Annotated in this window: 20 protein-coding genes and 1 tRNA gene; 15 read left to right on the forward strand and 6 right to left on the reverse strand. The window is 67.1% G+C overall.

What is annotated here, in order from left to right; genetic code table 11:
* On the forward strand, positions 1–541 hold a 541-nt coding region (locus E0L17_RS09575; protein ID WP_167931015.1), incomplete at its 5' end, for a sensor histidine kinase.
* A gap of 11 nt (positions 542–552) precedes the next feature.
* Complete coding sequence (locus E0L17_RS09580) at positions 553–870, forward strand: YbjQ family protein (RefSeq protein ID WP_167931016.1); 318 nt, start codon at positions 553–555, stop codon at positions 868–870.
* Positions 871–897: 27 nt separating this feature from the next.
* Here E0L17_RS09580 and E0L17_RS09585 read toward each other — a convergent pair whose 3' ends face one another.
* The gene (locus tag E0L17_RS09585) at positions 898–1,452 is read right to left on the reverse strand and encodes a hypothetical protein (RefSeq protein ID WP_167931017.1); all 555 of its coding nucleotides are present in this window, start codon (positions 1,450–1,452) and stop codon (positions 898–900) included.
* Positions 1,453–1,532: 80 nt separating this feature from the next.
* Between E0L17_RS09585 and E0L17_RS09590 the strand changes: the two genes are divergently transcribed.
* Positions 1,533–1,976 (forward strand): GNAT family N-acetyltransferase, encoded by a 444-nt coding sequence (locus tag E0L17_RS09590; RefSeq protein WP_286163420.1) that lies wholly within the window; start codon positions 1,533–1,535, stop codon positions 1,974–1,976.
* A 118-nt stretch (positions 1,977–2,094) separates the two neighbouring features.
* Here E0L17_RS09590 and E0L17_RS11135 read toward each other — a convergent pair whose 3' ends face one another.
* The 3 genes from E0L17_RS11135 to E0L17_RS09600 form a co-directional block, all read right to left on the reverse strand.
* A complete protein-coding gene (locus tag E0L17_RS11135; RefSeq protein ID WP_286163421.1) occupies positions 2,095–2,226 on the reverse strand; it encodes a hypothetical protein in 132 nt (43 codons plus the stop codon).
* A gap of 135 nt (positions 2,227–2,361) precedes the next feature.
* Complete coding sequence (locus tag E0L17_RS11285; RefSeq protein ID WP_167931018.1) at positions 2,362–2,688, reverse strand: GNAT family N-acetyltransferase; 327 nt, start codon at positions 2,686–2,688, stop codon at positions 2,362–2,364.
* A 206-nt stretch (positions 2,689–2,894) separates the two neighbouring features.
* The gene (locus E0L17_RS09600) at positions 2,895–3,386 is read right to left on the reverse strand and encodes a GNAT family N-acetyltransferase (protein WP_167931019.1); all 492 of its coding nucleotides are present in this window, start codon (positions 3,384–3,386) and stop codon (positions 2,895–2,897) included.
* A gap of 251 nt (positions 3,387–3,637) precedes the next feature.
* On the opposite strand from E0L17_RS09600, the gene E0L17_RS09605 reads away from it, so the two are divergent.
* The 12 genes from E0L17_RS09605 (at position 3,638) to clpX (ending at position 18,166) form a co-directional block, all read left to right on the forward strand.
* Entirely contained in the window at positions 3,638–5,356 is a 1,719-nt protein-coding gene (locus tag E0L17_RS09605) for an ABC transporter ATP-binding protein (RefSeq protein ID WP_167931020.1), read from the forward strand.
* A gap of 463 nt (positions 5,357–5,819) precedes the next feature.
* Positions 5,820–7,673 carry an ABC transporter ATP-binding protein gene (locus E0L17_RS11290; protein ID WP_167931021.1) on the forward strand — a complete coding sequence of 618 codons (1,854 nt, stop codon included), beginning with the start codon at positions 5,820–5,822 and terminating at the stop codon, positions 7,671–7,673.
* A complete protein-coding gene (locus tag E0L17_RS09615) occupies positions 7,663–9,498 on the forward strand; it encodes an ABC transporter ATP-binding protein (RefSeq protein WP_167931022.1) in 1,836 nt (611 codons plus the stop codon). Before E0L17_RS11290 ends, E0L17_RS09615 begins: the two co-directional genes overlap by 11 nt.
* Positions 9,499–9,625: 127 nt before the next feature.
* Positions 9,626–10,369: a LytR/AlgR family response regulator transcription factor gene (locus tag E0L17_RS09620; RefSeq protein ID WP_167931023.1), complete on the forward strand. Its 744-nt coding sequence runs from the start codon at positions 9,626–9,628 to the stop codon at positions 10,367–10,369.
* Complete coding sequence (locus E0L17_RS11295; RefSeq protein WP_206109106.1) at positions 10,336–11,607, forward strand: sensor histidine kinase; 1,272 nt, start codon at positions 10,336–10,338, stop codon at positions 11,605–11,607. The genes E0L17_RS09620 and E0L17_RS11295 overlap by 34 nt, the downstream gene beginning before the upstream one ends.
* 385 nt (positions 11,608–11,992) lie before the next feature.
* A complete protein-coding gene (locus tag E0L17_RS09630) occupies positions 11,993–12,427 on the forward strand; it encodes a hypothetical protein (RefSeq protein ID WP_167931024.1) in 435 nt (144 codons plus the stop codon).
* A gap of 325 nt (positions 12,428–12,752) precedes the next feature.
* Positions 12,753–13,280, forward strand: a complete 528-nt coding sequence (locus E0L17_RS09635; protein WP_353652977.1) for an RNA polymerase sigma factor — start codon at positions 12,753–12,755, stop codon at positions 13,278–13,280.
* A complete protein-coding gene (locus E0L17_RS09640) occupies positions 13,264–14,388 on the forward strand; it encodes a DUF4179 domain-containing protein (protein WP_167931025.1) in 1,125 nt (374 codons plus the stop codon). The genes E0L17_RS09635 and E0L17_RS09640 overlap by 17 nt, the downstream gene beginning before the upstream one ends.
* A 270-nt stretch (positions 14,389–14,658) precedes the next feature.
* Positions 14,659–14,745 (forward strand) — tRNA-Leu (locus E0L17_RS09645).
* A gap of 56 nt (positions 14,746–14,801) precedes the next feature.
* Positions 14,802–16,160, forward strand: coding sequence for a trigger factor (tig, locus tag E0L17_RS09650; protein ID WP_206109107.1), 1,359 nt, complete (start codon positions 14,802–14,804; stop codon positions 16,158–16,160).
* 76 nt (positions 16,161–16,236) lie between these two features.
* Positions 16,237–16,854, forward strand: coding sequence for an ATP-dependent Clp protease proteolytic subunit (locus tag E0L17_RS09655; RefSeq protein ID WP_075280307.1), 618 nt, complete (start codon positions 16,237–16,239; stop codon positions 16,852–16,854).
* Positions 16,855–16,858: 4 nt separating this feature from the next.
* The gene (gene clpX, locus E0L17_RS09660; RefSeq protein ID WP_167931026.1) at positions 16,859–18,166 is read left to right on the forward strand and encodes an ATP-dependent Clp protease ATP-binding subunit ClpX; all 1,308 of its coding nucleotides are present in this window, start codon (positions 16,859–16,861) and stop codon (positions 18,164–18,166) included.
* Positions 18,167–18,266: 100 nt separating this feature from the next.
* On the opposite strand, the gene E0L17_RS09665 is transcribed toward clpX, so the two are convergent.
* Positions 18,267–19,406: a glycosyltransferase family 8 protein gene (locus E0L17_RS09665; RefSeq protein ID WP_286163423.1), complete on the reverse strand. Its 1,140-nt coding sequence runs from the start codon at positions 19,404–19,406 to the stop codon at positions 18,267–18,269.
* A 68-nt stretch (positions 19,407–19,474) separates the two neighbouring features.
* Entirely contained in the window at positions 19,475–20,269 is a 795-nt protein-coding gene (locus E0L17_RS09670) for a TatD family hydrolase (RefSeq protein WP_167931027.1), read from the reverse strand.
* Positions 20,270–20,475: the final 206 nt, after the last annotated feature.

Genomic DNA, 20,475 nt, shown 5'->3' on the forward strand with positions numbered 1-20,475 from the left:
AGACGCGAGGCTGGCGGCGATGTCGGGCCTTCTGGACGAGCTCTTCTCGTATGCGCGTGCAGCAGATCCGGATACCGTGCTTGAGCTGGGGCCCATTGCCCTGAGGCCCCTGCTGGAACAGGTTCTTCTCGGCCACTATCCCGAGTTTGAGGCGCGTGGCTGGGAGCCCACGCTGGACTGCGAGGGCGTGACCGTCGAGGCAAACGCCGAGGCGCTCTCGCGCATCGTGGAGAACCTCGTGGCCAACGCCCTGCGGCACGGCTCGGGGCCGCTCTCGGTGCGCGCGCGGGCGGCGGGGGCGCCAGGGGGCGAGAGGGACGGCGTCGTCGTGGAGTTCTCCAACCCCGTTGCCGACCCCTCGGTCATCGACGCCGACCGCCTCTTCGAGCGCTTCTATCAGGCGGATGCCTCGCGCGCCACGGTGGGCTCGGGCCTCGGCCTCTCCGTCGCCGCGAAGCTCGCCGAGGCCCAGGGGATGGACCTCTCGGCCCGCCTCGAAGGGGCCGAGCTTGTCGTTACGCTTGTCGCACGAACCGTCTGAAGGAGGACGCCATGATTGTCACCACCACCAACTCCGTTGAGGGCTATCAGATCACGGACTACCTCGGCATCGTTACCGGTGAGGCCGTGAGCGGCATCAACATGTTCCGCGACATCGGGGCGAGCGTGCGCAACATCTTTGGTGGCCGCTCTGCCGGCTACGAGGACGAGCTCCAGAGCGCTCGTAACGAGGTGCTCGAAGAGATGCAGGCCCGTGCCGACGCGCTCGGGGCTGACGCGATCGTGGGTGCCTCCATCGGCTACGAGACCTTCGAGGGCATGATCATGACCTGCTGCTCCGGCACCGCCGTCCGCCTTCGCCGCGCGTGATTCAAAAGGGGACAGACCCCTTTTGAATCATTTGATGAGATCGTCGAGACGGGGCGCGAGCAGGGGCTCGATGGCTTCGGGCGTCTCGCCGAGAAGGGCGAGCGGCTCGGTGAGCGTGGCGCCGGGAAGCGCCTCCCGCATGTCCGTGAGCAGTGCGTCTCCGACCTCGCCCGTGCTGTCGGCAAGCGTGATGACGGGCAGCACGGTGATGCCCGCAAGGTCGTACGGGCCAAACTTCGTGAGCGCCTCGGTGACGATGCCCGGAAGACGTCCGTCAAAGACGGGCGTGGCGAGCACGATGGACTCGTGATACTTGATGACGTCCTTCATGACCGGCCAGGTCTCGAGGCCTCTCCGAAGCGAGGAGATCTCGCTAATCTCCAGCCGGCTCAAGCAGCGCCTCCCGGGAGAAAAGAGCCGCGCCGTGAGGTGCTTCGCGGCAACCTCGGCCACAACGGAGGCAGGGGAGGACTCGGCCTCGACGGGCCGCTTGTCCGGGCCCATCACAAACCCCGCGCGCGAGAGCCAGATGACGCAGACGTGTCGGTCGTCCGGCGTGGGCTTTGAGTCGATGAGGTACATGACGGCCTCCCGTCTTTGCGCCTTGCCCGATTTCTGTGACAATCTGCTCTGAGCAGATTGTCACACTAAAGGAGAGCTGCTTGAGCGACAAAGTTGAGGTCCGAGAGCTTTTGCCCAGCGAGCGGGATTCGCGGTTCATCGAGATTCTCGCCCTGTACGAGACGGTCGGCTGGACGAACTACACTAATCGCCCTGAGAGGCTGCGCACGGGGTATGCGGGCTCCCTCGCGGTCTGGGGCGCCTTTGCGGGCGATAAGCTCGTAGGGATCGCACGTGCCGTGGGCGACGGAGCCACGATCGTCTTTGTGCAGGACCTGATCGTTGTGCCGTCGTATCAGCGCAGAGGCATTGGGAAGCAGCTCATGCAGGCCGTCATTGAGCGATTCTCGGGCGTCTACCAGATGGAGCTCCTCACGGACGATGGATCGGCGGCCTGCACGCTCTACGAGAGGCTCGGATTTACCTGCAGTGACGCGATGGGGTGCGTCGCCTATATCAGGGTCTCCCATAATTGGGGCGCATGAGGACAAGGTGCGCAAAGACGTCGTTCTCTGATTGACATGCCCTTCTGTAGGGTACAATGAGCTCGACGGCGGCCTACGCGTGGTGGCCTAGGCAGCGTCGTCTTTGGGTTCGGGGCCGCTAGTGCAAGCGCTTGCGGCCCCTCGCCGTTTTACGTCGTTGACTACGCACTTTGGGAAGGGTGCCCACCACCGCGGCCGCAAGCCCGACAAGAGCGGTCAGGAGCTTGAGGATTTGAATGGCGAGGTCCATTGGCAACTCACCTCCTTTCGCAAGGAGTGGCGCTGCCTAGTGCGCGGTCCCGCCGCCGAGCGTATGGGTGAGTCTACCCGTATACAGAAAACTTGATTCAGCCAACATTATCGAATGGAGCATTGCTGTGCGTGACTACAGTCCCCGCCGCCAGCGCGTCCCGCGCTCCGTGCGCTCGTAGGGCTCAAAGCCGGCGGCCGAGAAGCACCGCTGGGACGCGACGTTCCAGTCGTAGATCTCGCCCACGAGGACCTCGCGCCAGCCGAGGCCGCGTGCCCGCTCGCAGAGCGCCTCGACCACGCGCCGCCCGACGTGGCGCGACCGCAGGTCCTTCTCGCCTATGACGATGGGGAGGTCATTCGAGCGGAGCGTGACGTCGCCGATCGCTCGCCAACCGCTCTCCGCGCCCTCGTCACGTACCTCGATGTACCAGAGCTCGCCGTGCTCCGTTTGGGTTGTCACGTTTCACGCGCGGCCGTGTGTAGTAGGTGACGGGATGGCGGCCGCATCCCGGATACGAGAGATGAACGTGCGGAGTCGCAGCCTCGGCGTTCTTCTCGACAGAGTCCTGAGCGCTGGAAGCGTCGAGAAGGATTGCCCGACGAGCCCCCCTCGTCGAGGGCTCCGGGGCATGGCGTCTCCGCGTCGGTCGCACCCTGACGGTGCGGTCAAGTGCCACTCTTGTGCCGAAAGACCAGTTCGGTCTCCTCCATGGGCCCCTCGTCGAAGGTGACCCCAGTTCTCACGAACCCTACGTGTTCGTAGAAACCGAGCGCGGCGGCGTTCGAGGAGAACGCGCTCAGCACGACGTCCCGCTCGCCGATGCACCTGAGGGCGGCGTCAAGGAGCGCGCGGCCGACGCCTCGGCCCTGGAATTCCCGGAGAACATAGAGGTTGCCGACCTCGGCCGCTCCGTCGACGCTGAAGTGCTCGCGGCACCGGTCCGACCAGCTGATGTATCCGACGATTCTCCCGTCGATCTTCGCCACGAGCGTGCGAAGGCTGGTGAGCCGGCGCGTGACGTCCTCGGCGAACTGCGGCGTGATTGTGTCGTTGAGCTCGTCCGGCAGCAGTCCCCGATAGGTCTCCTGCCACGTCTGCGCATGGACTGCCGCCTTCTCCGGAATGTCTTCTGGGGCAAGGGGGAGTGTCTGAATCATGGGTGTTCCCTTCGACGCGTCAATCATAGTGAAGGAAAGGCGTTTGGTAACGCCTGCCGGTGGAAGGTCGCTGTGCGGCCGACACATATGAGTGTCGGCAGGTAGCCATTCTGCCGCACGCCTCCACTGGCCGAGCAGGACTTGCCAGTGTCGGAGCTGCATTGTAGGGTGGTAGCGTACTGTACCCGGCGAAGGATCGTCATGCTCTAGGTCCTTCTCGACATATCAGTTCCGCCTGATAGGAGAAGACCATGAAGTCGACCATGTCTGCCGCCGCGCGCGACTACGTCCGCGCGTTCTATCGTGATAACCGTCTCAACCTTGCCGCCGCCCTCGCGCTCACGGTGCTCGACGTGCCCGCCGCGCTCGTGGGATCATGGCTGCTCGGCCGCATCATCGACGTCATCGGCACCGGCGACGCCTCCGCGCTCGCGCACCTGGCCGCGCTCTGCGGCGTGTTCCTCGTCGCGTCGCTCGCCGTGAGCCTGGGGATGTACCGCGCCAAGTGCGCCTTTGTCTACCGCGCGCTCGAGCAGTACAAGTCGCTCGCGTTCGAGCGCCTCTCAGAGAAGGGCGTGCGCGCCTTCGCCCGCGAGAACACGGGCAGCTACCTCTCGCTGCTCACCAACGACGTGGCCTCCATCGAGGAGGGCTACCTCAAGCGCGGCTTCCTCATCGTCTACCACGCGCTTTTGCTCGCGGGGTCGCTCGCGATGATGCTCGCGCTCTCGGCGCAGCTCACGGCGGTGGCCGTGGCGCTCAGCGCGGCGCCGCTCGCGGTGTCCGTTGCCATGGGGCGCGAGATGGGGGAGCGCGAGCGGGCGGTCTCGGCCGGCAACGAGCGCTTCGTCTCCCGCCTGCGCGACCTGCTCGCGGGCTTCTCCGTGGTCAAGGCCTTCCGCGCGGAGGCCGAGGCGCGCCGTCTCTTCGACGCGGCCAACGCCGAGGTTGAGGGCCTCAAGCGACGCCGCTACTGGTGGGAGTGCCTGATCGGCGCGGTGAGCGAGAACCTCTGCGGGTCGCTCCTGCAGTTCGGCGTCTTCCTCGCGGGCGCGTGGCTCGCCGTCACAGGCGAGGTCACGGCCGGCACGGTGCTCGTCTTCGTGAACCTGTGCAACTACATCGTCATGCCCATCAACGTGCTGCCGCAGTTCCTGGCGAGCCGCCGGGCCGCCGCCGGCCTCATCGAGAAGCTCGCGAAGGCTGCCGAGAAGAACGAGGCGCGCCGGGGCGAGAGGGTCGGGCGCGACCTCGCGGGCGGCGTCGTGCTGGACCACGTGGGCTTTGCCTACGACGGCGGGGAGCCGGTGCTCTCTGACGTGAGCCTCACGCTCGCCCTGGGCGGGCGCTACGCTCTCGTGGGCGCATCCGGAAGCGGAAAGTCCACACTGCTTAACCTCCTCATGGGCGGGGAGGACGGCTACGCGGGCAGCATCCGCGTGGGCGGACACGAGCTGCGCGACGTCGACGCGGGGAGTCTCTGCGACCTCATGGGCCTCATCGACCAGCAGGTATTCCTCTTCGACGACACGCTCGGAAACAACGTGACGATGTTCCGGGACTTCCCCGAGGCCACCGTGCTGGATGCGTGCCGCCGCGCCGGCCTGGGCGAGCTCGTCGCCGAGAAGGGCCTGGGGTACGAATGCGGCGAGGGCGGCACCAACCTCTCGGGAGGGGAGCGGCAGCGCGTCTCCATCGCGCGGGCGCTGCTGCGAAAGACACCGGTCCTTCTCGTCGACGAGGCGACGTCGGCGCTGGACGCGAGGACGGCCTCCGAGGTGGCAGGAGCGATCCTGGACCTCGAGGGGCCCACGCGCCTGGTGGTGACGCACCGGCTGGAGCCGGCGCTGCTCGCGCGCTACGACGAGATCTTCGTCCTGCGCGAGGGCCACGTGGTCGAGCGGGGCACCTACGCCGCGCTCACGGCCGCGGGTGGCTACTTCGCCGGCCTCTGCGCCGTGGCGGGGTGATAGCGGGTCTTCGGGGGCTCGTTGTCCGGGCTGATTCTCGCCGGGGAAAATAGATTACAAATTTATTACATGGAAAACCATGTAGCAATCGGGGCCAAATGGGCGGAATCGCCCCCTGGGGGCCTGTTGCTACATGGTTTTGAATGTAATGAATATTCCAATTAACCGAGACGAGGGGATGGAGGACGGTGCTGACGAGAAGGACGATGTGTCCGGAGGATATCAGCCCGAGCCCGCGTGTCGCCAACCGTGCAAAGGGGACAGTCCCCTTTGCACGGTCAAACGATTTCGTGACAAGCTGCCTCAGTGTTCCTGTCACAACCGTGCGACGGAGGCGCTCCTCGTGCATCTCGCGCGGAAAACCATGCAACTCGTGCGGAATCTCGCCGCGCCCGCCTCGCGCGCCGTATCACATACTGGAGGTGAAAGGATGTGATACGACGTGCAAGAGACGAAAGCTGCTGTGGAGGCTCAACGCCGCTACGGCTTTGGGAGCAACGTCGCGAAGCTCCTTCGCTGGCTTGTCCGCATCTGCGGACCGCGTGCGCTTGCCGTGTGCGCGCTGGACGTTGCCGCAGGCGTGACGCAGCCCTTCCTTGCGGCCGCGCTCCCCAGCGTCGTGGTCGCGGCGCTCACGTCCGGCGCGGAGCCGCTCGTCGCGCTTGCGTTCGTGGCCGGCGCGGCTGCCCTGCTCCAGGCGCTCGTTGTGCTCAAGACCTGGACGCAGGCCAAGTCAAACTGGTACTACGTGTTCACTCGCGTCTGGGGCGGTCTCGACCTCTGCCGGGACGCGCTTGCTGCGGACTACCGCTACATAGAGAGCGACGAGGCGCACAAGAAGCTCGACCTCGCCACCCGCGCGTTTTTCAACGACAGCTCCATGGGCGTTGAGGAGGCGCTGCGCCGGCTCTTTGCAGCAGTTGGTGGGGCGCTCGGCATGGTGGCGTACGCGGCTGTCATCGGCGCGTTTGTCCCGTGGCTGCTCGTGCCGCTCGTGCTGCTCACCGTTGCCTCCATCGCGGCAAACCGCTGGGCAAACGAGAAGAGCTATGCCGTCATGGACGACGAGTTCGCCGCAAGCGAGGCCTTCGAGTACCTCAGACGGCAGGCGCTCGATCCCGCCAACGGCAAGGACATCCGCCTCTACCGCATGAGCGCGTGGTTCAAGCGCGCCTTCGCTCAGGTGCTCGATCGCAACGTGGAGCTCAGGGACATCGAGTACGGGGCCTTCGAGCGGGCGGGGTACGTGGCGGCAACCTGTGCCCTCGTCCGCGACGGCGTCTCCTATGCCGCGCTCATCTGGCTTCTCTTTGCGGGTCTGATTGGCCTTCCGGAGTTTCTGCTGCTCGCGGGCATGGTCTCCGGCTTTGGCACCTGGATGCAGGCCGCCTTTGACAGCCTCTCAGAGCTCACGGTCCAGCTGCGTCACGTAAGTGCCTATCGAGAGGTCCACGACGACTGCATCCCCGCCGTCAGCGGCACAAATGCCGCCCCCAATCCCGGACGGGCGCATGAGATTCGTCTCGACCACGTGTCCTTCTCATATGACGGCAAGGCGGACGCGGTACATGACCTCACCCTCACCATCCACTCTGGCGAGAAGATCGCCCTCGTGGGCGTCAACGGCGCGGGCAAGACTACGCTCGTGAAGCTTCTCTGCGGGCTCTATCGTCCCACGTCCGGTGCCATCTACCTCGACGGCGCCGACGTTGCCTCCATCGACTCCCGGAGCCTGTGGCGCGAGTTCTCGGTGGTCTTCCAGGACTGCTTTCCCTTCTCGTTCACGGTCGCGGACAACGTGAGCTGCTCGTCGAGCGAGAAGGACGTGGACTTCGCGCGCTTGGACGCGTGCCTTGCCCACGCGGACCTCGCCGAGAAGGTCGCGGGACTGCCGCACGGCACTGCAACCTACCTTGGGCAGGACGTGGACCCCGAGGGCGTCTCGCTCTCCGGCGGCGAGACCCAGCGGCTCATGCTTTCCCGCGCGCTCTACAAGGACGCGCCCGTGGTCCTTCTCGACGAGCCGACCGCGGCGCTTGACCCCCTGGCAGAGCGTCAGATGTACGAGCGCTACGACGAGCTCACGGCGGGCAAGACGAGCGTCTTCATCTCTCACCGGCTCTCGTCCACGCGCTTCTGCGAGCGGATTCTCTACATGGAGGGCGGGCACGTGGCCGAGCAGGGCACGCACGACGAGCTCATGGCCGCTGATGGCGGCTACGCCCGCATGTTCGAGACCCAGGCGCGCTACTACGAGGACGGCGTGCAAAAGGGACAGTCACTTTTGCACGGGGGAGGCGACGAGGATGCTGAGTAGTCTGGCGTTTCACAGGACGGGCCTTCGGCTGCTCGCCCTCGTGCGCAAGATCGACCCGGCGCTGTTGCCGGTGAGTCTCATCTACGCGCTCACTCAGGTGGCGGGCATCTACGTGGGACTTGCGCTCACGGCTGGGCTCGTGGACGCGCTCGTGGCGCTTGAGCTCCGCAGGACCGTGGTCTATGCTGCGGCGCTCGTGGTGACGTCCTTTGTGATCTCATGCGTCTGCGCGCGCTGCAGGCGACGTGCGACGGTCGGTGGGATGCGGTGTGCCTGGCGCTTCAGCCTCATGCTGCGCGAGAAGGCTCTCTCGCTCTCTTACGAGACCGCCGAGGACCCCAAGCTCGCTGAGCGCATTGCCTACATCGAGCGGACCGCCCAGATGCACGGCAGCATTGGCACGCTCCCGCGCTTTTATCGCGACCTCATTGGGGCCGCCGTCAACATGCTCACCTGCGTTTCGCTCGTGGTGGCGCTTGCGTTTGCGCAGCCCGTGTCGACGGGCGTGCTCGGCGTCGTTGCCTCGCCCGCGGTCTCGGTGCTGTTGCTGGCGCTCGTCCTTCTTGTTGCGCTCGGCGGAAACACGCTGGTGGGCCGCTTTCGCGCGCGTCTTTTGGACTGGGTCACGAGCACGCACTCCTCCGTAGAGAACCGCATCAGGTACCTGCTCAACCTCGTGCTCTTTGACCGGCGCGTCCCCAAGGTGGCCCGCATCTATGACATGGGTGACATGCTTATGCGCAATCTCGAGAAGAACCAGCGGGCCTCGCTGGAGTACTTCGATCGGTGGATTTCCAGTGAGCGACGAATCGACGTGGGGACGAGTGCTGTCAACGCCGTATTCACGGTGGCGTCCTATGCGCTCGTTGCGGTGAAGGTCCTTGCGGGCGCCATCACCGTAGGCGCCTTCACGCAGTACGCGGGAGCGCTCGCGCAGTTTGGCGCGGCGTACACGGCGCTCGTGTCCAACAACGGGGACCTGCGCCAGTGCTGCGGCTACCTGCAGGAGTTTCTCGACTTCATGGACATGGAGGACCCGCGCCCCGCAGGCTCCATCCCGCCGGAGAAGCGCGACGACGGGCAGTTCGAGCTCGCCTTCGAGCACGTGAGCTTCCGCTATCCGGGGACGGACGCCTGGGTGCTGCGCGACGTCAACCTCAGGATTGACACGCTGGGCAAGCTCGCCGTGGTGGGCCCCAACGGCGCGGGCAAGACGACCTTCATCAAGCTGCTCTGCCGTCTCTACGACCCCACGGAGGGGCGCATCACGCTGAACGGCGTGGACATCCGCAAGTACGACGAGGAGGAGTACCGCGACCTCTTTGGCGTGGTCTTCCAGGACTTCAAGCTCTTTGCGTTTCCCGTGTGGGAGAACCTTGCTGCGGGCTATGGGCGCGATGAAGCGCGCCTGTGGAAGGCGCTCGCTCAGGCGGGGGCGGGCGGCTTCGTGCGCGCGTGGCCCGAGGGGCTGGAGACGCGCCTCTACAAGGACCTGGGCGACGGCGTGACGCCGTCGGGCGGCGAGGCACAGAAGCTCGCGCTGGCCCGCGCGCTCTACAAGGACGCGCCGGTCGTGATCCTGGACGAGCCCACGGCGGCACTCGACCCCATCTCCGAGGCAGAGGTCTACGCGGGGTTTGACCGCATGGTTGAGGGTCGTACGGCAATCTACATCTCGCACCGCATGAGCAGCTGCCGGTTCTGCGACGACATCATCGTCTTTGACGGCGGATGCGTCGTGGAGCGCGGCTCGCACGAGGAGCTTCTTGCCGAGCATGGACTCTACGCCCAGCTCTGGGACGCCCAAGCGAGCTACTATGTGTGAAAAGGGGACGTGTTTTTTCGCGCAGAGTTTTTGGGACAGGTCGGCAGGGCGCACGCCACGCTGAACTCCGAGCAAAAACCTGTCCCAAAAACTCTGCGCGAAAAAACACGTCCCCTTTTCACAGGTCGTGAGGGGAGGGGAGAAGGACGTGCTGCGCGTTGCCGTCGTCGATGACGAGGAAGCGGCCCGAGAGCTTTACGGCGCGCTCACGCGTGACTGGGCTCGGCACCGCGGCGTTGAGGCGGAGATCGTGGCCTTTGCGTCCGCCGAGCAGCTGCTCTTCTCGCTCGACGACGCGTCGTGCGACATCGCGCTCCTCGACATCGAGATGCCCGGGCTAGACGGCATGGCCCTCGCCCGCGAGCTGCGTTCCCGCGGCGAGCGCGCGCAGATCGTGTTCGTGACCGGCATCATCGACCACGCGCTCGACGGCTACGACGTGGACGCCGTCTCCTACCTCCTCAAGCCCGTGCGGTCCGAGAAGCTCGACGCGGCGCTCGACCGGGCGCTCGACCGCGTGGGGCGAGAAGAGCCCGTGCTCGTGGTCGAGTCGGCGGGCGAGACGAGCCGCGTTCCCCTCACGCGCGTCTGCTTCCTCGAGGCGCGCGGTCACGACACGCTGGTCACGCTCGCGGACGGCACGCGACTCGTCTCCATGCGGGGCATCGCCCGGCTGGAGGTCGAGCTCTCTCGGATGTCGGGCCTCTTTCTCAAGACGCACCGCTCCTACCTCGTGAACCTCCCGCACGTGCGGCGCATCACGCGACGTGACGTGGAGATGGACACGGGCGACATGCTCCCCATCGCGCGCGGGCGCTGGGAGGAGCTCAATCGTGCGTGGCTCGCGTGGTGTCGGGGGACGCTCGCATGATCGCGCTCGCGGCACAGGTGGCGCTGCTTGTCGTGTACGCCGCATACGTTCGCGGGCTCGGACGCCTTCATGCGGGGCGTTGCGCGTGGGCGGTCGCGCTTGCCATCTGCGCGGCCGCGCTTGCCTGCGGATGGTTTGGCGGTGAGCTCTGGTCCTGGGTGCTCACGGGCACGGCCGCGGACCCGCTCGCCGGCGGCGTCCCCTGGGGCGTCCCCGTCGCATGGGCCGTGACGACGCTTGTCCTCACGCTGCTCGACGCCTTCTTCGACGAGGAGCCCTTCTCGCTCATGTGGGCTCCCGTCGCGGCGCCGGGCGCGCTGGTCTGCGTCCTTCTCGCCTGCGCCGTCGGCCTGGGCGGGGGCGTCGCGTCGGCCGATGTTGCCGCAGCGCTCGTTGGCGCGCCGCTCTGGCTGATGTTCGCGCTCGGCGCGCGCCGGCGGGGGAGCGCGAGCCTCCGCGAGACGGTCCTTCTCGCCTGCGTGCTCGCGCTCTGCTCGGTCGCGGTCGCCCTGGCAGGGCCCATGGTCGCGGCGGGCGCGCTCGCGGTGGAGCTTCTCGTCTACCTGCTGCTCACGGGTGGCTTCGAGCGTCTGCGCCGCGGCTTCGAGACCTCGACGGAGCGCTTCCAGCAGGAGGTCCTCTCGCGCCAGTACGACGAGATCCGCGGCATCTACCTGGACATGCGCGGCTGGCGGCACGACTATCACAACCACCTGCAGGTCATGAAGGCCGACCTTGCGGCGGGGCACCTCGACAAGCTCTCCGCCTACCTTGACGACCTCGAGCGCGACCTCGATCGCGTGGACACCTACGTCAAGTCCGGCAACCTCATGGTGGACGCCATCCTGAACTCCAAGCTCAGCCTTGCCGAGAAGGGCGGCGTGGGCGTGACCTGCAAGGCCGTGGTTCCCGAGTCGCTCACGGTTGACGACGTGGACCTCTGCGTGATCTTGGGGAACCTCCTCGATAATGCGCTCGAGTCCTGCGCGAAGCTGCCTGCGGGCGAGCGCTGGCTGCGCGTCTACCTGGCCGCGCGGGGCGCGCAGCTCTACGTGAGCATCCAGAACTCCGCCGTGGAGGATCCCAGCTTCAACGCGCGCAACTACATCTCGGAGAAGCGCGGCAACCACGGCCTGGGCATGAAGCGCGTGGCGGCCGTCGTAGACAAGTACGAGGGGTTCCTCAACCTGGCCAACGAGCCCGGCATCTTTGCCGCTGAGGTCAGCCTTCCGCTGTAGCGAGCGTTGCCAGTGCGAAACGATGCGGATGATGGCGGTAGCATCGAATCATTTTTTATTACATGGAAAACCATGTAGCAATCGGGGCCAAATGGGCGGAATCGCCCGGCTGGGGCCTGTTGCTACATGGTTTTGAATGTAATAAATTACGCAACCAGCTGAGGGGAGGGGCGGAGGACGGCGGCGGGCGGAGGGCGGCGCCGACGGGAGGACGCCGCCGACGGGAGGGCGGCGCCGAGCGGAGGGCGGCGCTGACGAGAAGGGCGACGCGTCCGGAGGATGCAACCCTGATCCCGCGCGTCGCCAACCGGGCGGTACGGCGTGTGCGACAGTCTTCTCGAGGCGGTCGGCTTGGACTGCCGAGAGGGACCTAGGGGTGACCGTCATGGAGCTGACGAGGAGCCACCGTCGGGTGGTTGTTGCCGCGCTCTGCGGGCTGGCCGCGCTCGCGTGCCTTGTCTGGTGCGTCGCGTCTCCGGTCCGCCGTCCGCTCGAGGACCTCCGCGTCGACGAGGTGGCGTCCGTGCGCCTCACGGATAACCACGGCCTCACCGAGGTCACGCTTGGCAACGAGGACCGCGAGTACGTCGCCGGCCTGATCTCGGACCTGGCGGGCACGCGCTTTGGCGGGCGGCTGCGGGACATGTCCGGCACCGAGCCCGTCTTCATCGTCGAGACCACGACGAGGGGCACGATCGAGGTGACTGTCGTCGCTGGGTTGTCCTACTTCACGGTCGGAGGGACGCCGTATCACGAGGCCTTCGGGATGTCTGTGGTCCAGAGGCTCGAAGAGGTATACCGGAGGTACTGCGACTGGTAGGCGGCACCTATACGTGCCGGCAGGGAGTGCCGGCCGAATTGACGCAAGGCGACGAGAAGTGCCGGGTTCTTCTCGTCATTTGTCGAGAAGTGCCGGCTTGAGGTGCCCGGCATGCCGACACTCATACGTGCCGGCGGGGGCGGCCTGCATGCTGGCGGATGGTCGCCGGGCTGTCGGCACGGGGTGTCGTCCGTGGTGTCGTCCGTGGCGGGTCTCGCGAGAAAGGCTGTCAGGTTCTGCCGGGGCGCGTGTGGTATAGGTGACGGGGCAACACCGGTTGCGCCCCGCCGGCCGTATCCGAAGACCCGAATGAAGGAGGTGGGCCGTGACCGACGTGCCCGCCGCGCCAGACCGCGACCCAGAGCGGCTCGTGCGCGCCTATGCGGACCTCGTGCTGCGGGTGTGCTACACCTACCTGCGCTCGACGGCCGATGCCGAGGACGTCTGCCAGGACACCCTCATCAAGCTGGTGTGCCGCGAGGAGCCGTTCCGGGATCTCGACCACGAGCGCGCCTGGGTGGTGCGCGTGGCGTCCAACGCGTGCAAGAACCTGCTGCGCGACCGCGGTGCCCATCCGGAGGTGAACCTGGACGAGGTGCCCGAGCCGCCCTCCGGCGACGCGGTCGACGAGAGGGCGCTCCGACGGCGCGACGGCCGAGTGCTCGACGCCGTCATGGCGCTCCCGCTGCCGCAGCGCGAGGCCGTGTTCCTGCACTACTACGCGGGCTATGGGGCCCGTGCCATTTCCGAGCTGGCGGGCGTGAGCGAGAACGCCGTCCACCAGCGCCTGAGCCGCGCGAGGGCGCAGCTCAGGGAGACCCTGAAGGGAGACTACGATGAGTTCCCCGCTTGATTCCTACACCTCGTCCCTCGACGAGCTCCGCTTTTCCAATGAGGCCAAGGCTCGCATGGCCGACGACCTGCGCGCCGTCGCCTGCGAGCGCGACGCCCGGTCCGGGCGCGCGGCGGAGGTGCTGAGCATGCCCGCCGCGCCCCGCGCCCATCGTCGCGGCCGCTGGCTGCGCGTCGCCGCCGTGCTCGCCCTGGCGCTCGTGCTGGGCGGGGGAGGGACCGTCGCCGTGGCGGCGGGCGTCATCCCGAACCCCGCCAACGTGCTCTCCGACATATTCGGAGGCGCGCCGGCCCAGACCGAGCTACTCGACGACGTGGGGCATCCCATCGGCGCGAGCGCGACCTCCAATGGCGTCACCGTCACCGCGGAGGCCGTGATCGGCGACCGGGCCAACTACACCGTCGTCTACGCCATCGAGCTCGACGACCCCTCCGTGCTGGAGGGCCTGACGCCCAACGAGAACGGCCTGCTCCCCCTCATCGCCGACGCGTCGACCTACGTGGACGGAGCCATGTCGGGCGGCGGAGGTGCCTACTTCTACGATGCCGACCCCTCGGACAACGTCATCCAGTACGTCGAGACGATGTCCGTCAACACGTGGGACGGCTCCGGGATCATCGGGCGCACGGCGCGCTTCTCGATGCGCGGCATCCGCGCCTTCACCGAGGAGGGCGACAAGGGCACCATCGCGTCCGGCGAGTGGGACCTCAAGTTCGAGATGAACTACGTGGACACCACCGTCGACCTGCCCGCGGGGCAGACGACCACCTGGCAGGGATCCGACGTCACGGTCGACGCCGTGACGGTCTCCGCCGTCGGCGTCACCGTGGACTACACGATCGACCGGCAGATGGGCGACCTCGGCCCCTCGGGGCAGCTGAGCGACGCCGCGGAGGCGGAGCAGGACGCGGTCATCGGGCTTCCCATCATGGTGACCTTCGCGGACGGCAGCACGTTCGACGCCACGGGCGCCAGCTCCACCGCCGAGAAGCGCGACGACGGCACGAGCGCCGTCGCGAAGAGCGCCACCTACGACCGCATCGTGGCCGCGGACGACATCGTGAGCGTGACGGTGGGCGACGTGGTGATCCCCGTCGGCGCGGCGTAGCGCATCCGGTCGCGGGCGGGCCGTCCTTCTCGGCCCGCCCGCACTTCTCGCCCGCTCCTCTCTTCGCGTCGAGCGGGCCAACATCAAATCTCTCCGCGGCGTTCTGGCACTTTCGGGGTCTCCTGCGGCCTTGAAAGTGCCAGAACGCCGCGGAGAGATTTGATGCGCCGGACCGGGCGCGCGGCGAGAAGAACGTGGAGACGCGTGAATTATCCAGCGCTGACGGGGTATCCTCTAGAAGTTTGGTATATTCATAAGGCTGTGCAACCTGCGGGCGTGGTGGAACTGGTAGACACGCTGGATTTAGGTTCCAGTGGGGGAGACCCCGTGAAGGTTCGAGTCCTTTCGCCCGCACCAGCACAAACGGCACGCACGGCGGGGCAAGCCCGCCCGCACGAGACACTGGAGGAACGTTGAAGATCACCGTCACCGCTGAGAAGCCGATCGACGACAAGATGGCCGCCACGGTCACCGTCCCGGCTGCCGATGTCGACAAGGCCATCGCCAAGACCTACAAGGACATCGCCAAGAAGTACAACTTCCAGGGCTTCCGCCGCGGCCACGCGCCGCGCCCGGTGATCGACGGCATCATCGGCCGCGAGTCCGTGCTCGCCCAGGCCACCAACGACCTGCTGAACGTCGTTGAGCCCATGATGCTCGAGGAGCTCGACGTCACCCCCGTCGGCCGTGTGAGCTTCGGCGAGGAGGGCGCTGACCCCCAGCTCGCCTCCCAGGGCTCCGACTACGTCATCACCGCCACCATCGGCGTGCGCCCGACCTGCGAGCTCGAGAGCTATGACGCCCCCGAGATCAACCTCCCGCCCGAGGAGGCCACCGAGGCCGAGATCGACTGGCAGATCAACCAGCTCCTCACCTATCAGGTGACCTACGAGGACGTCGAGGAGGACCGCGCCGCCGAGCCCGGCGACGTCGTCTCCGTTGACATCGAGAACGTCGATGGCGCGGGGCACCTCGCGGGCAAGAACCGCCTGCTCGCGCTTGACGGCCAGCAGGTTCCCGAGCAGCTCCAGGAGGGCATCGTCGGGATGAAGAAGGGCGAGGAGAAGGCCATCGAGTGGACGCACACCCACGTCCACGAGGGCGAGGAGCACTCCCACACCTTCTCCGTCAAGGTGACCCTCAACGGCATCAAGAAGGCCGTCACCCCCGAGCTCGACGACGAGGTCGCCAAGAAGTTCGGCTTCGATGACGTCGCCGCGTTCCGCGCCGCCGTCAAGGAGGAGATCGAGGGCGACAAGAAGACCACGATCCCCAACCTCAAGGAGGACCGCGTCGTCGAGGCCATGGGCAAGGTGCTCAAGCTCGAGACCGTGCCCGAGGCCTATCAGAACGAGATCTTCAACGAGCTCGCCTCCGAGTTCCTCGCCCAGCTCCAGCGCCAGAACGTCTCCCTCGACATGTTCCTGCGCGCCCGCGGCCTGAAGTCCGACGACTTCATCGCCGACCTGCGCGTCCAGGCCGAGGAGCGCGCCCGCCAGTCGCTCGCCCTCGACGCCGTGGCCGCCAAGCTCGGCCTCGAGGCCACCGAGGACGACGTCCGCGCCGAGTTCGAGCGCGCGGGCGTGGAGGACGTCGACGCCTCCGTCAAGCAGTGGCGCGAGGAGGGCCGCCTCCCGGCCATCCGCGACTCCATCCGCCGCACCAAGGCCCTCGACTGGCTCGTCGAGAACGCCAAGGTGAACGTCGTTGACGAGGTTGCCGAGCGCGCCGCGGAGGGCGAGAAGGACGACGAGGCCGCCGACGCCGAGTAAGTCCCGCTCATCAGGCATCGAAGCGCCCCGGGCGAGCACGCCTCGTCCGGGGCCTTCTACAAGAAACGGAGACCACATGCACCAGCCCACCAACATCCCGCTCATCCCGTACGTGGTCGAGCAGACCCCGCGCGGCGAGCGCAGCTACGACATCTACTCGCGCCTGCTCAACGACCGCATCGTGTTTCTCGGCGAGGAGGTCACGCGCGACTCGGCGAACCTCGTGATCGCCCAGCTCCTGCATCTCGAGAGCCAGGACCCCGACAAGGACATCGCGCTCTACATCGACTCCCCGGGCGGCGACGTCTACGCCGGCCTTGGCATCATCGACACGATGAACTTCATCAAGCCCGACGTCTCCACCATCTGCGTGGGCATGGCCGCCTCCATGGGCGCCGCCATCCTGGCCTGCGGCGCCAAGGGCAAGCGCCTGGCGCTCCCCAACTCGATGGTCCTCATCCACCAGCCGAGCTCGGGCGTCTCCGGTCAGCAGACCGACATCCAGATCGTCGCCGACGAGACCCGCTGGATCCGCCAGCGCCTGAACGAGATCCTCTCGGAGGCCACGGGCCAGCCCATCGAGAAGGTCAACGCCGACACGGAGCGCGACAACTACATGCGTGCCTCCGAGGCGTGCGCCTACGGCCTCGTCGACAAGGTCATCTCGTCCCGCGCCGACCAGACCCAGGAGTAGCTCGATGCCTAGCTTTGATCAGGGAGGCCCCGGCTTCTCCAACGAGATGCACTGCTCGTTCTGCGGCAAGAGCCGCAGCCAGGTGAGCAAGCTCATCGCCGGCCCGGGCGGCGTCTTCATCTGCGACGAGTGCGTGCACGCGTGCACCGACATGATCGACGAGGCCGACGTCGAGGCCGCGGAGGCCCTCGAGGAGGTGCCCGAGGAGGCTCCGATCAAGAACCTCCCCACGCCGCATGAGATCTACGACGAGCTCTCGCAGTACGTCATGGGCCAGGAGCAGGCCAAGCGCGCCATGAGCGTGGCGGTCTACAACCACTACCGCCGCATCCTCTCCGGAAACGACGAGGTCGCCGAGGGCGAGGAGGAGGTCGAGATCGCCAAGAGCAACATCTTGCTCCTGGGCCCCACGGGCACCGGCAAGACGCTGCTCGCGCAGACGCTCGCGCGCTTTCTCGAGGTGCCCTTCGCCATCGCCGACGCCACCACCCTCACCGAGGCCGGCTACGTGGGCGAGGACGTGGAGAACATCCTGCTCAAGCTCATCACCGCCGCCGACGGCGACGTGGAGCGCGCGCAGGTGGGCATCGTCTACGTGGACGAGATCGACAAGATCGCCCGCAAGGCCGAGAACCTCTCCATCACGCGCGACGTCTCGGGCGAGGGCGTGCAGCAGGCGCTCCTCAAGATCCTCGAGGGCACCGAGGCGAGCGTTCCCCCGCAGGGCGGCCGCAAGCACCCCCAGCAGGAGCTCATCCGCATCGACACCACGAACATCCTCTTCATCTGCGGCGGCGCCTTCGTTGGCCTGGACAAGATCGTGGCCGACCGCATTGGCAAGAAGGGCATCGGCTTTGCCGCCGAGGTCGGCCGCAACGCCGAGAAGGACGAGGACTACCTCATGGAGCAGGTCATGCCGCAGGACCTGCACAAGTTCGGCATGATCCCCGAGTTCCTCGGGCGCATCCCCGTGATCACCGCCACGCGCGAGCTCACCGAGTCCGACCTCGTGAGCATCCTCACGCAGCCGAGAAACGCCCTCGTCAAGCAGTATCGCCGCATGTTCGAGCTCGAGGGCGTGGAGCTGGTCTTCGAGGACGACGCGCTCGAGGAGATCGCCCGCCAGGCCATCGCCCGCGGCACGGGCGCCCGCGGCCTGCGCGCCATCTGCGAGGCGACGCTCCAGGACACGATGTTCGACCTGCCGAGCGACCTCGACATCACCAAGGTCATCGTCACCAAGGAGTCCGTCGGCGGGGGAGAGTCGCCGAGGATCGTGACCACCGCTCACGGCAAGCACCGCATCGCGTAAAAGGGGACGGGTTTTTCCTCTCAGAGCTTTTGGGACAGGCCCGGGGCGATACAGCCCCGGGCCTGTCCCAAAAGCTCTGAGAGGAAAAACCCGTCCCCTTTTACAGGTTGGCGCCACCGAGGCGCATGTAGGTCTTGATGACGGCGCCGCGCCGCTTGGTCCCGGCGGGGCAGGTCTTGTCGAACGCCGGCATGATGCCCTTGTAGAGCACGATGACCTGCAGGCGCTTGGCGAGCCCCGCCGCCGAAGCGCGCGACTCCTCGAGCTGCCCGCGGATCTCGTCAAGATAGGGCGAGTGCATCGCGTATCGCCAGAAGAGGTCGGCCCCGTCCGCGTCCGGGTAGAGCCAGGGGCGGTTGTCGGGTCCCGCGAAGTGGACGATCGAGGGGTCCGACGCGGCCTCCTCGTACTCGGCGCGCACGTCGGCGGGCGCGTTGGCGACGATGTGGGTGCGGCGCAGGTGCTGCCAGTCCATGAGGTAGTTCCAGCGCATGTGCACGCGCACGTAGTTGCCGTTCACCACCTTGTTGAGGACGTCCTGGTCGAGCCAGCGCCACATGCGCTCGGTCGAGAGGGAGAGGAAGCGCTCGGGGGAGACGGTGCGACGCAGCTCGGCGAGGTTCATGAGGATGACGCCCGCCTGGAAGTAGTCGTGCGGGTCGTCCATCCCGAGCTCGTTCTTGAGATAGGGACCGACGGACGGGTCGTAGCCCTCGATCTGGCCGATCGTGTCCGCGTCGCGCGTCGCGGCGAGCGGGTAGCCGGTGACGTCGACGTCGAAGAGCTTGGCAACGTCGTCGTCGACGATGAGGTCGGAATCCAGGTAGATTGCCTTGTCCACATTGGGGAGAAGCTGCGGGGCGAGCAGGCGGAAGTAGGTCTCGGGCCTGAAGTGCCCGTGGTGGGGGAGCTTGATGTCGCCGAGCGCGGCGTCGACGTCAAGAAAGCCGATGCCCACGTTATCCGAGGTCGCCTGGCGCGTGAGCGTGATCATGCTCGCCGGGGAGATGTTTCTCGTGAGCACCACGATGTCGTAGCGGCGCTCCGGACTCGCGTTCTCGATGATCGACTGCGTCGCGACGGAGAGGTAGGGGACGAAGTTCTCGCTGCACGCGAAGACGATGACGACGTCGGTCAGCGGCAGGTCGAGGTCCCCCGACGTGCTCGCAAGCATGGTCGAGGAAATGGGGTTCTTGACGTGCGGGTTCCTCACGCGCGTCGTCTTGCGGAGTGGTCTCATGGGCCTTCCCGTCAGGTCGGCAAATTCGCTCCGTCAACTCTACCATGGGCGTGCCACCGGCGTCAGGCTTATTTGGCACGCGCACGAGGCGCGCCAAATAAGCCTGACGCCGGTGGCACGCCCAGGGCGGCGCCGTTGGCGGCGAGAAGAACGCGCAGCTCGCTCGCTTCCATGCCGCGCGCCAAGGCGATGGCGGCCACGGAGGGCCCGAGCGAGCCCACGATGTCAGAGGCGCCCTCGGCCGAGCCCTCGGAGGGAGGGAGGTCCGTCTCCGTCAGCAGGCGCTCTATGGGCAGGACCCGCGCGTACTCACGCCCGCGTCGCGTCGCGAGCGCGCGCTCGCCGAACGAGAAGAGGCAGCCCAGCCGGACCGCGCGCCAGAGCTCGTCCGACGAGCCGGAGAACCAGTGCAGCACGCAGCGACAGCTCTCGGCAGCGCCCGTTCGCTCGAGAACGTCCAGCGCCGCACCGGCCGAGCGAACCGCGTGCACCGAGAGGACCTTGGGGGCGTCGAGCGGGCTCGTATCGGCGCAGACGCGGCAGACGCGCTCGAAGGCCCCGAGTTGCGCTTCCCACGTCGCCGCATGGCGCGGTGCGGCGTCGAGCCCCACCTCGCCGACCCAGCGGATTCCCGGAAGCAGCTCGCAGAGCGCATCGGCGTCCGAGGCGTCGCGCACCCACCAGGGATGGAGCCCGGCCGCAAGCGCCACGTTCTTCTCGCTTCCCAACGTGGCGTGGCAGGCGCGGAACTCGTCAGGCGTCACCGTGACGGCAAGAAGGCCAAGGTCCTTCTCGGCGGCCGCGCGCGCCACGGCGGCGGGGTCGGAAAACCATCCCAGATGGCAGTGTGCGTCAATCCACATGCGCGCCCTCCTCCCTGCGATGATACCTCCCGCGTTTGCTCGTGCAAACTCGGGGCGGGAGCTCCGGGCGGGACGCGGGCGCCAGGGGGGGCGCTCCGGGATGGGGCGCAGCTCGCCGCCGGCGCCGGGTCGGTGGGAGTCGCCGCAGCGCAGGGCGGCCGCCACCGCCCTCCCGAACGCCCGCGTGCTATCCTGTACGTTTGACA

It is taken from the genome of Olsenella sp. SW781 (assembly GCF_012027725.1).
Lineage (GTDB): Bacteria > Actinomycetota > Coriobacteriia > Coriobacteriales > Atopobiaceae > Thermophilibacter.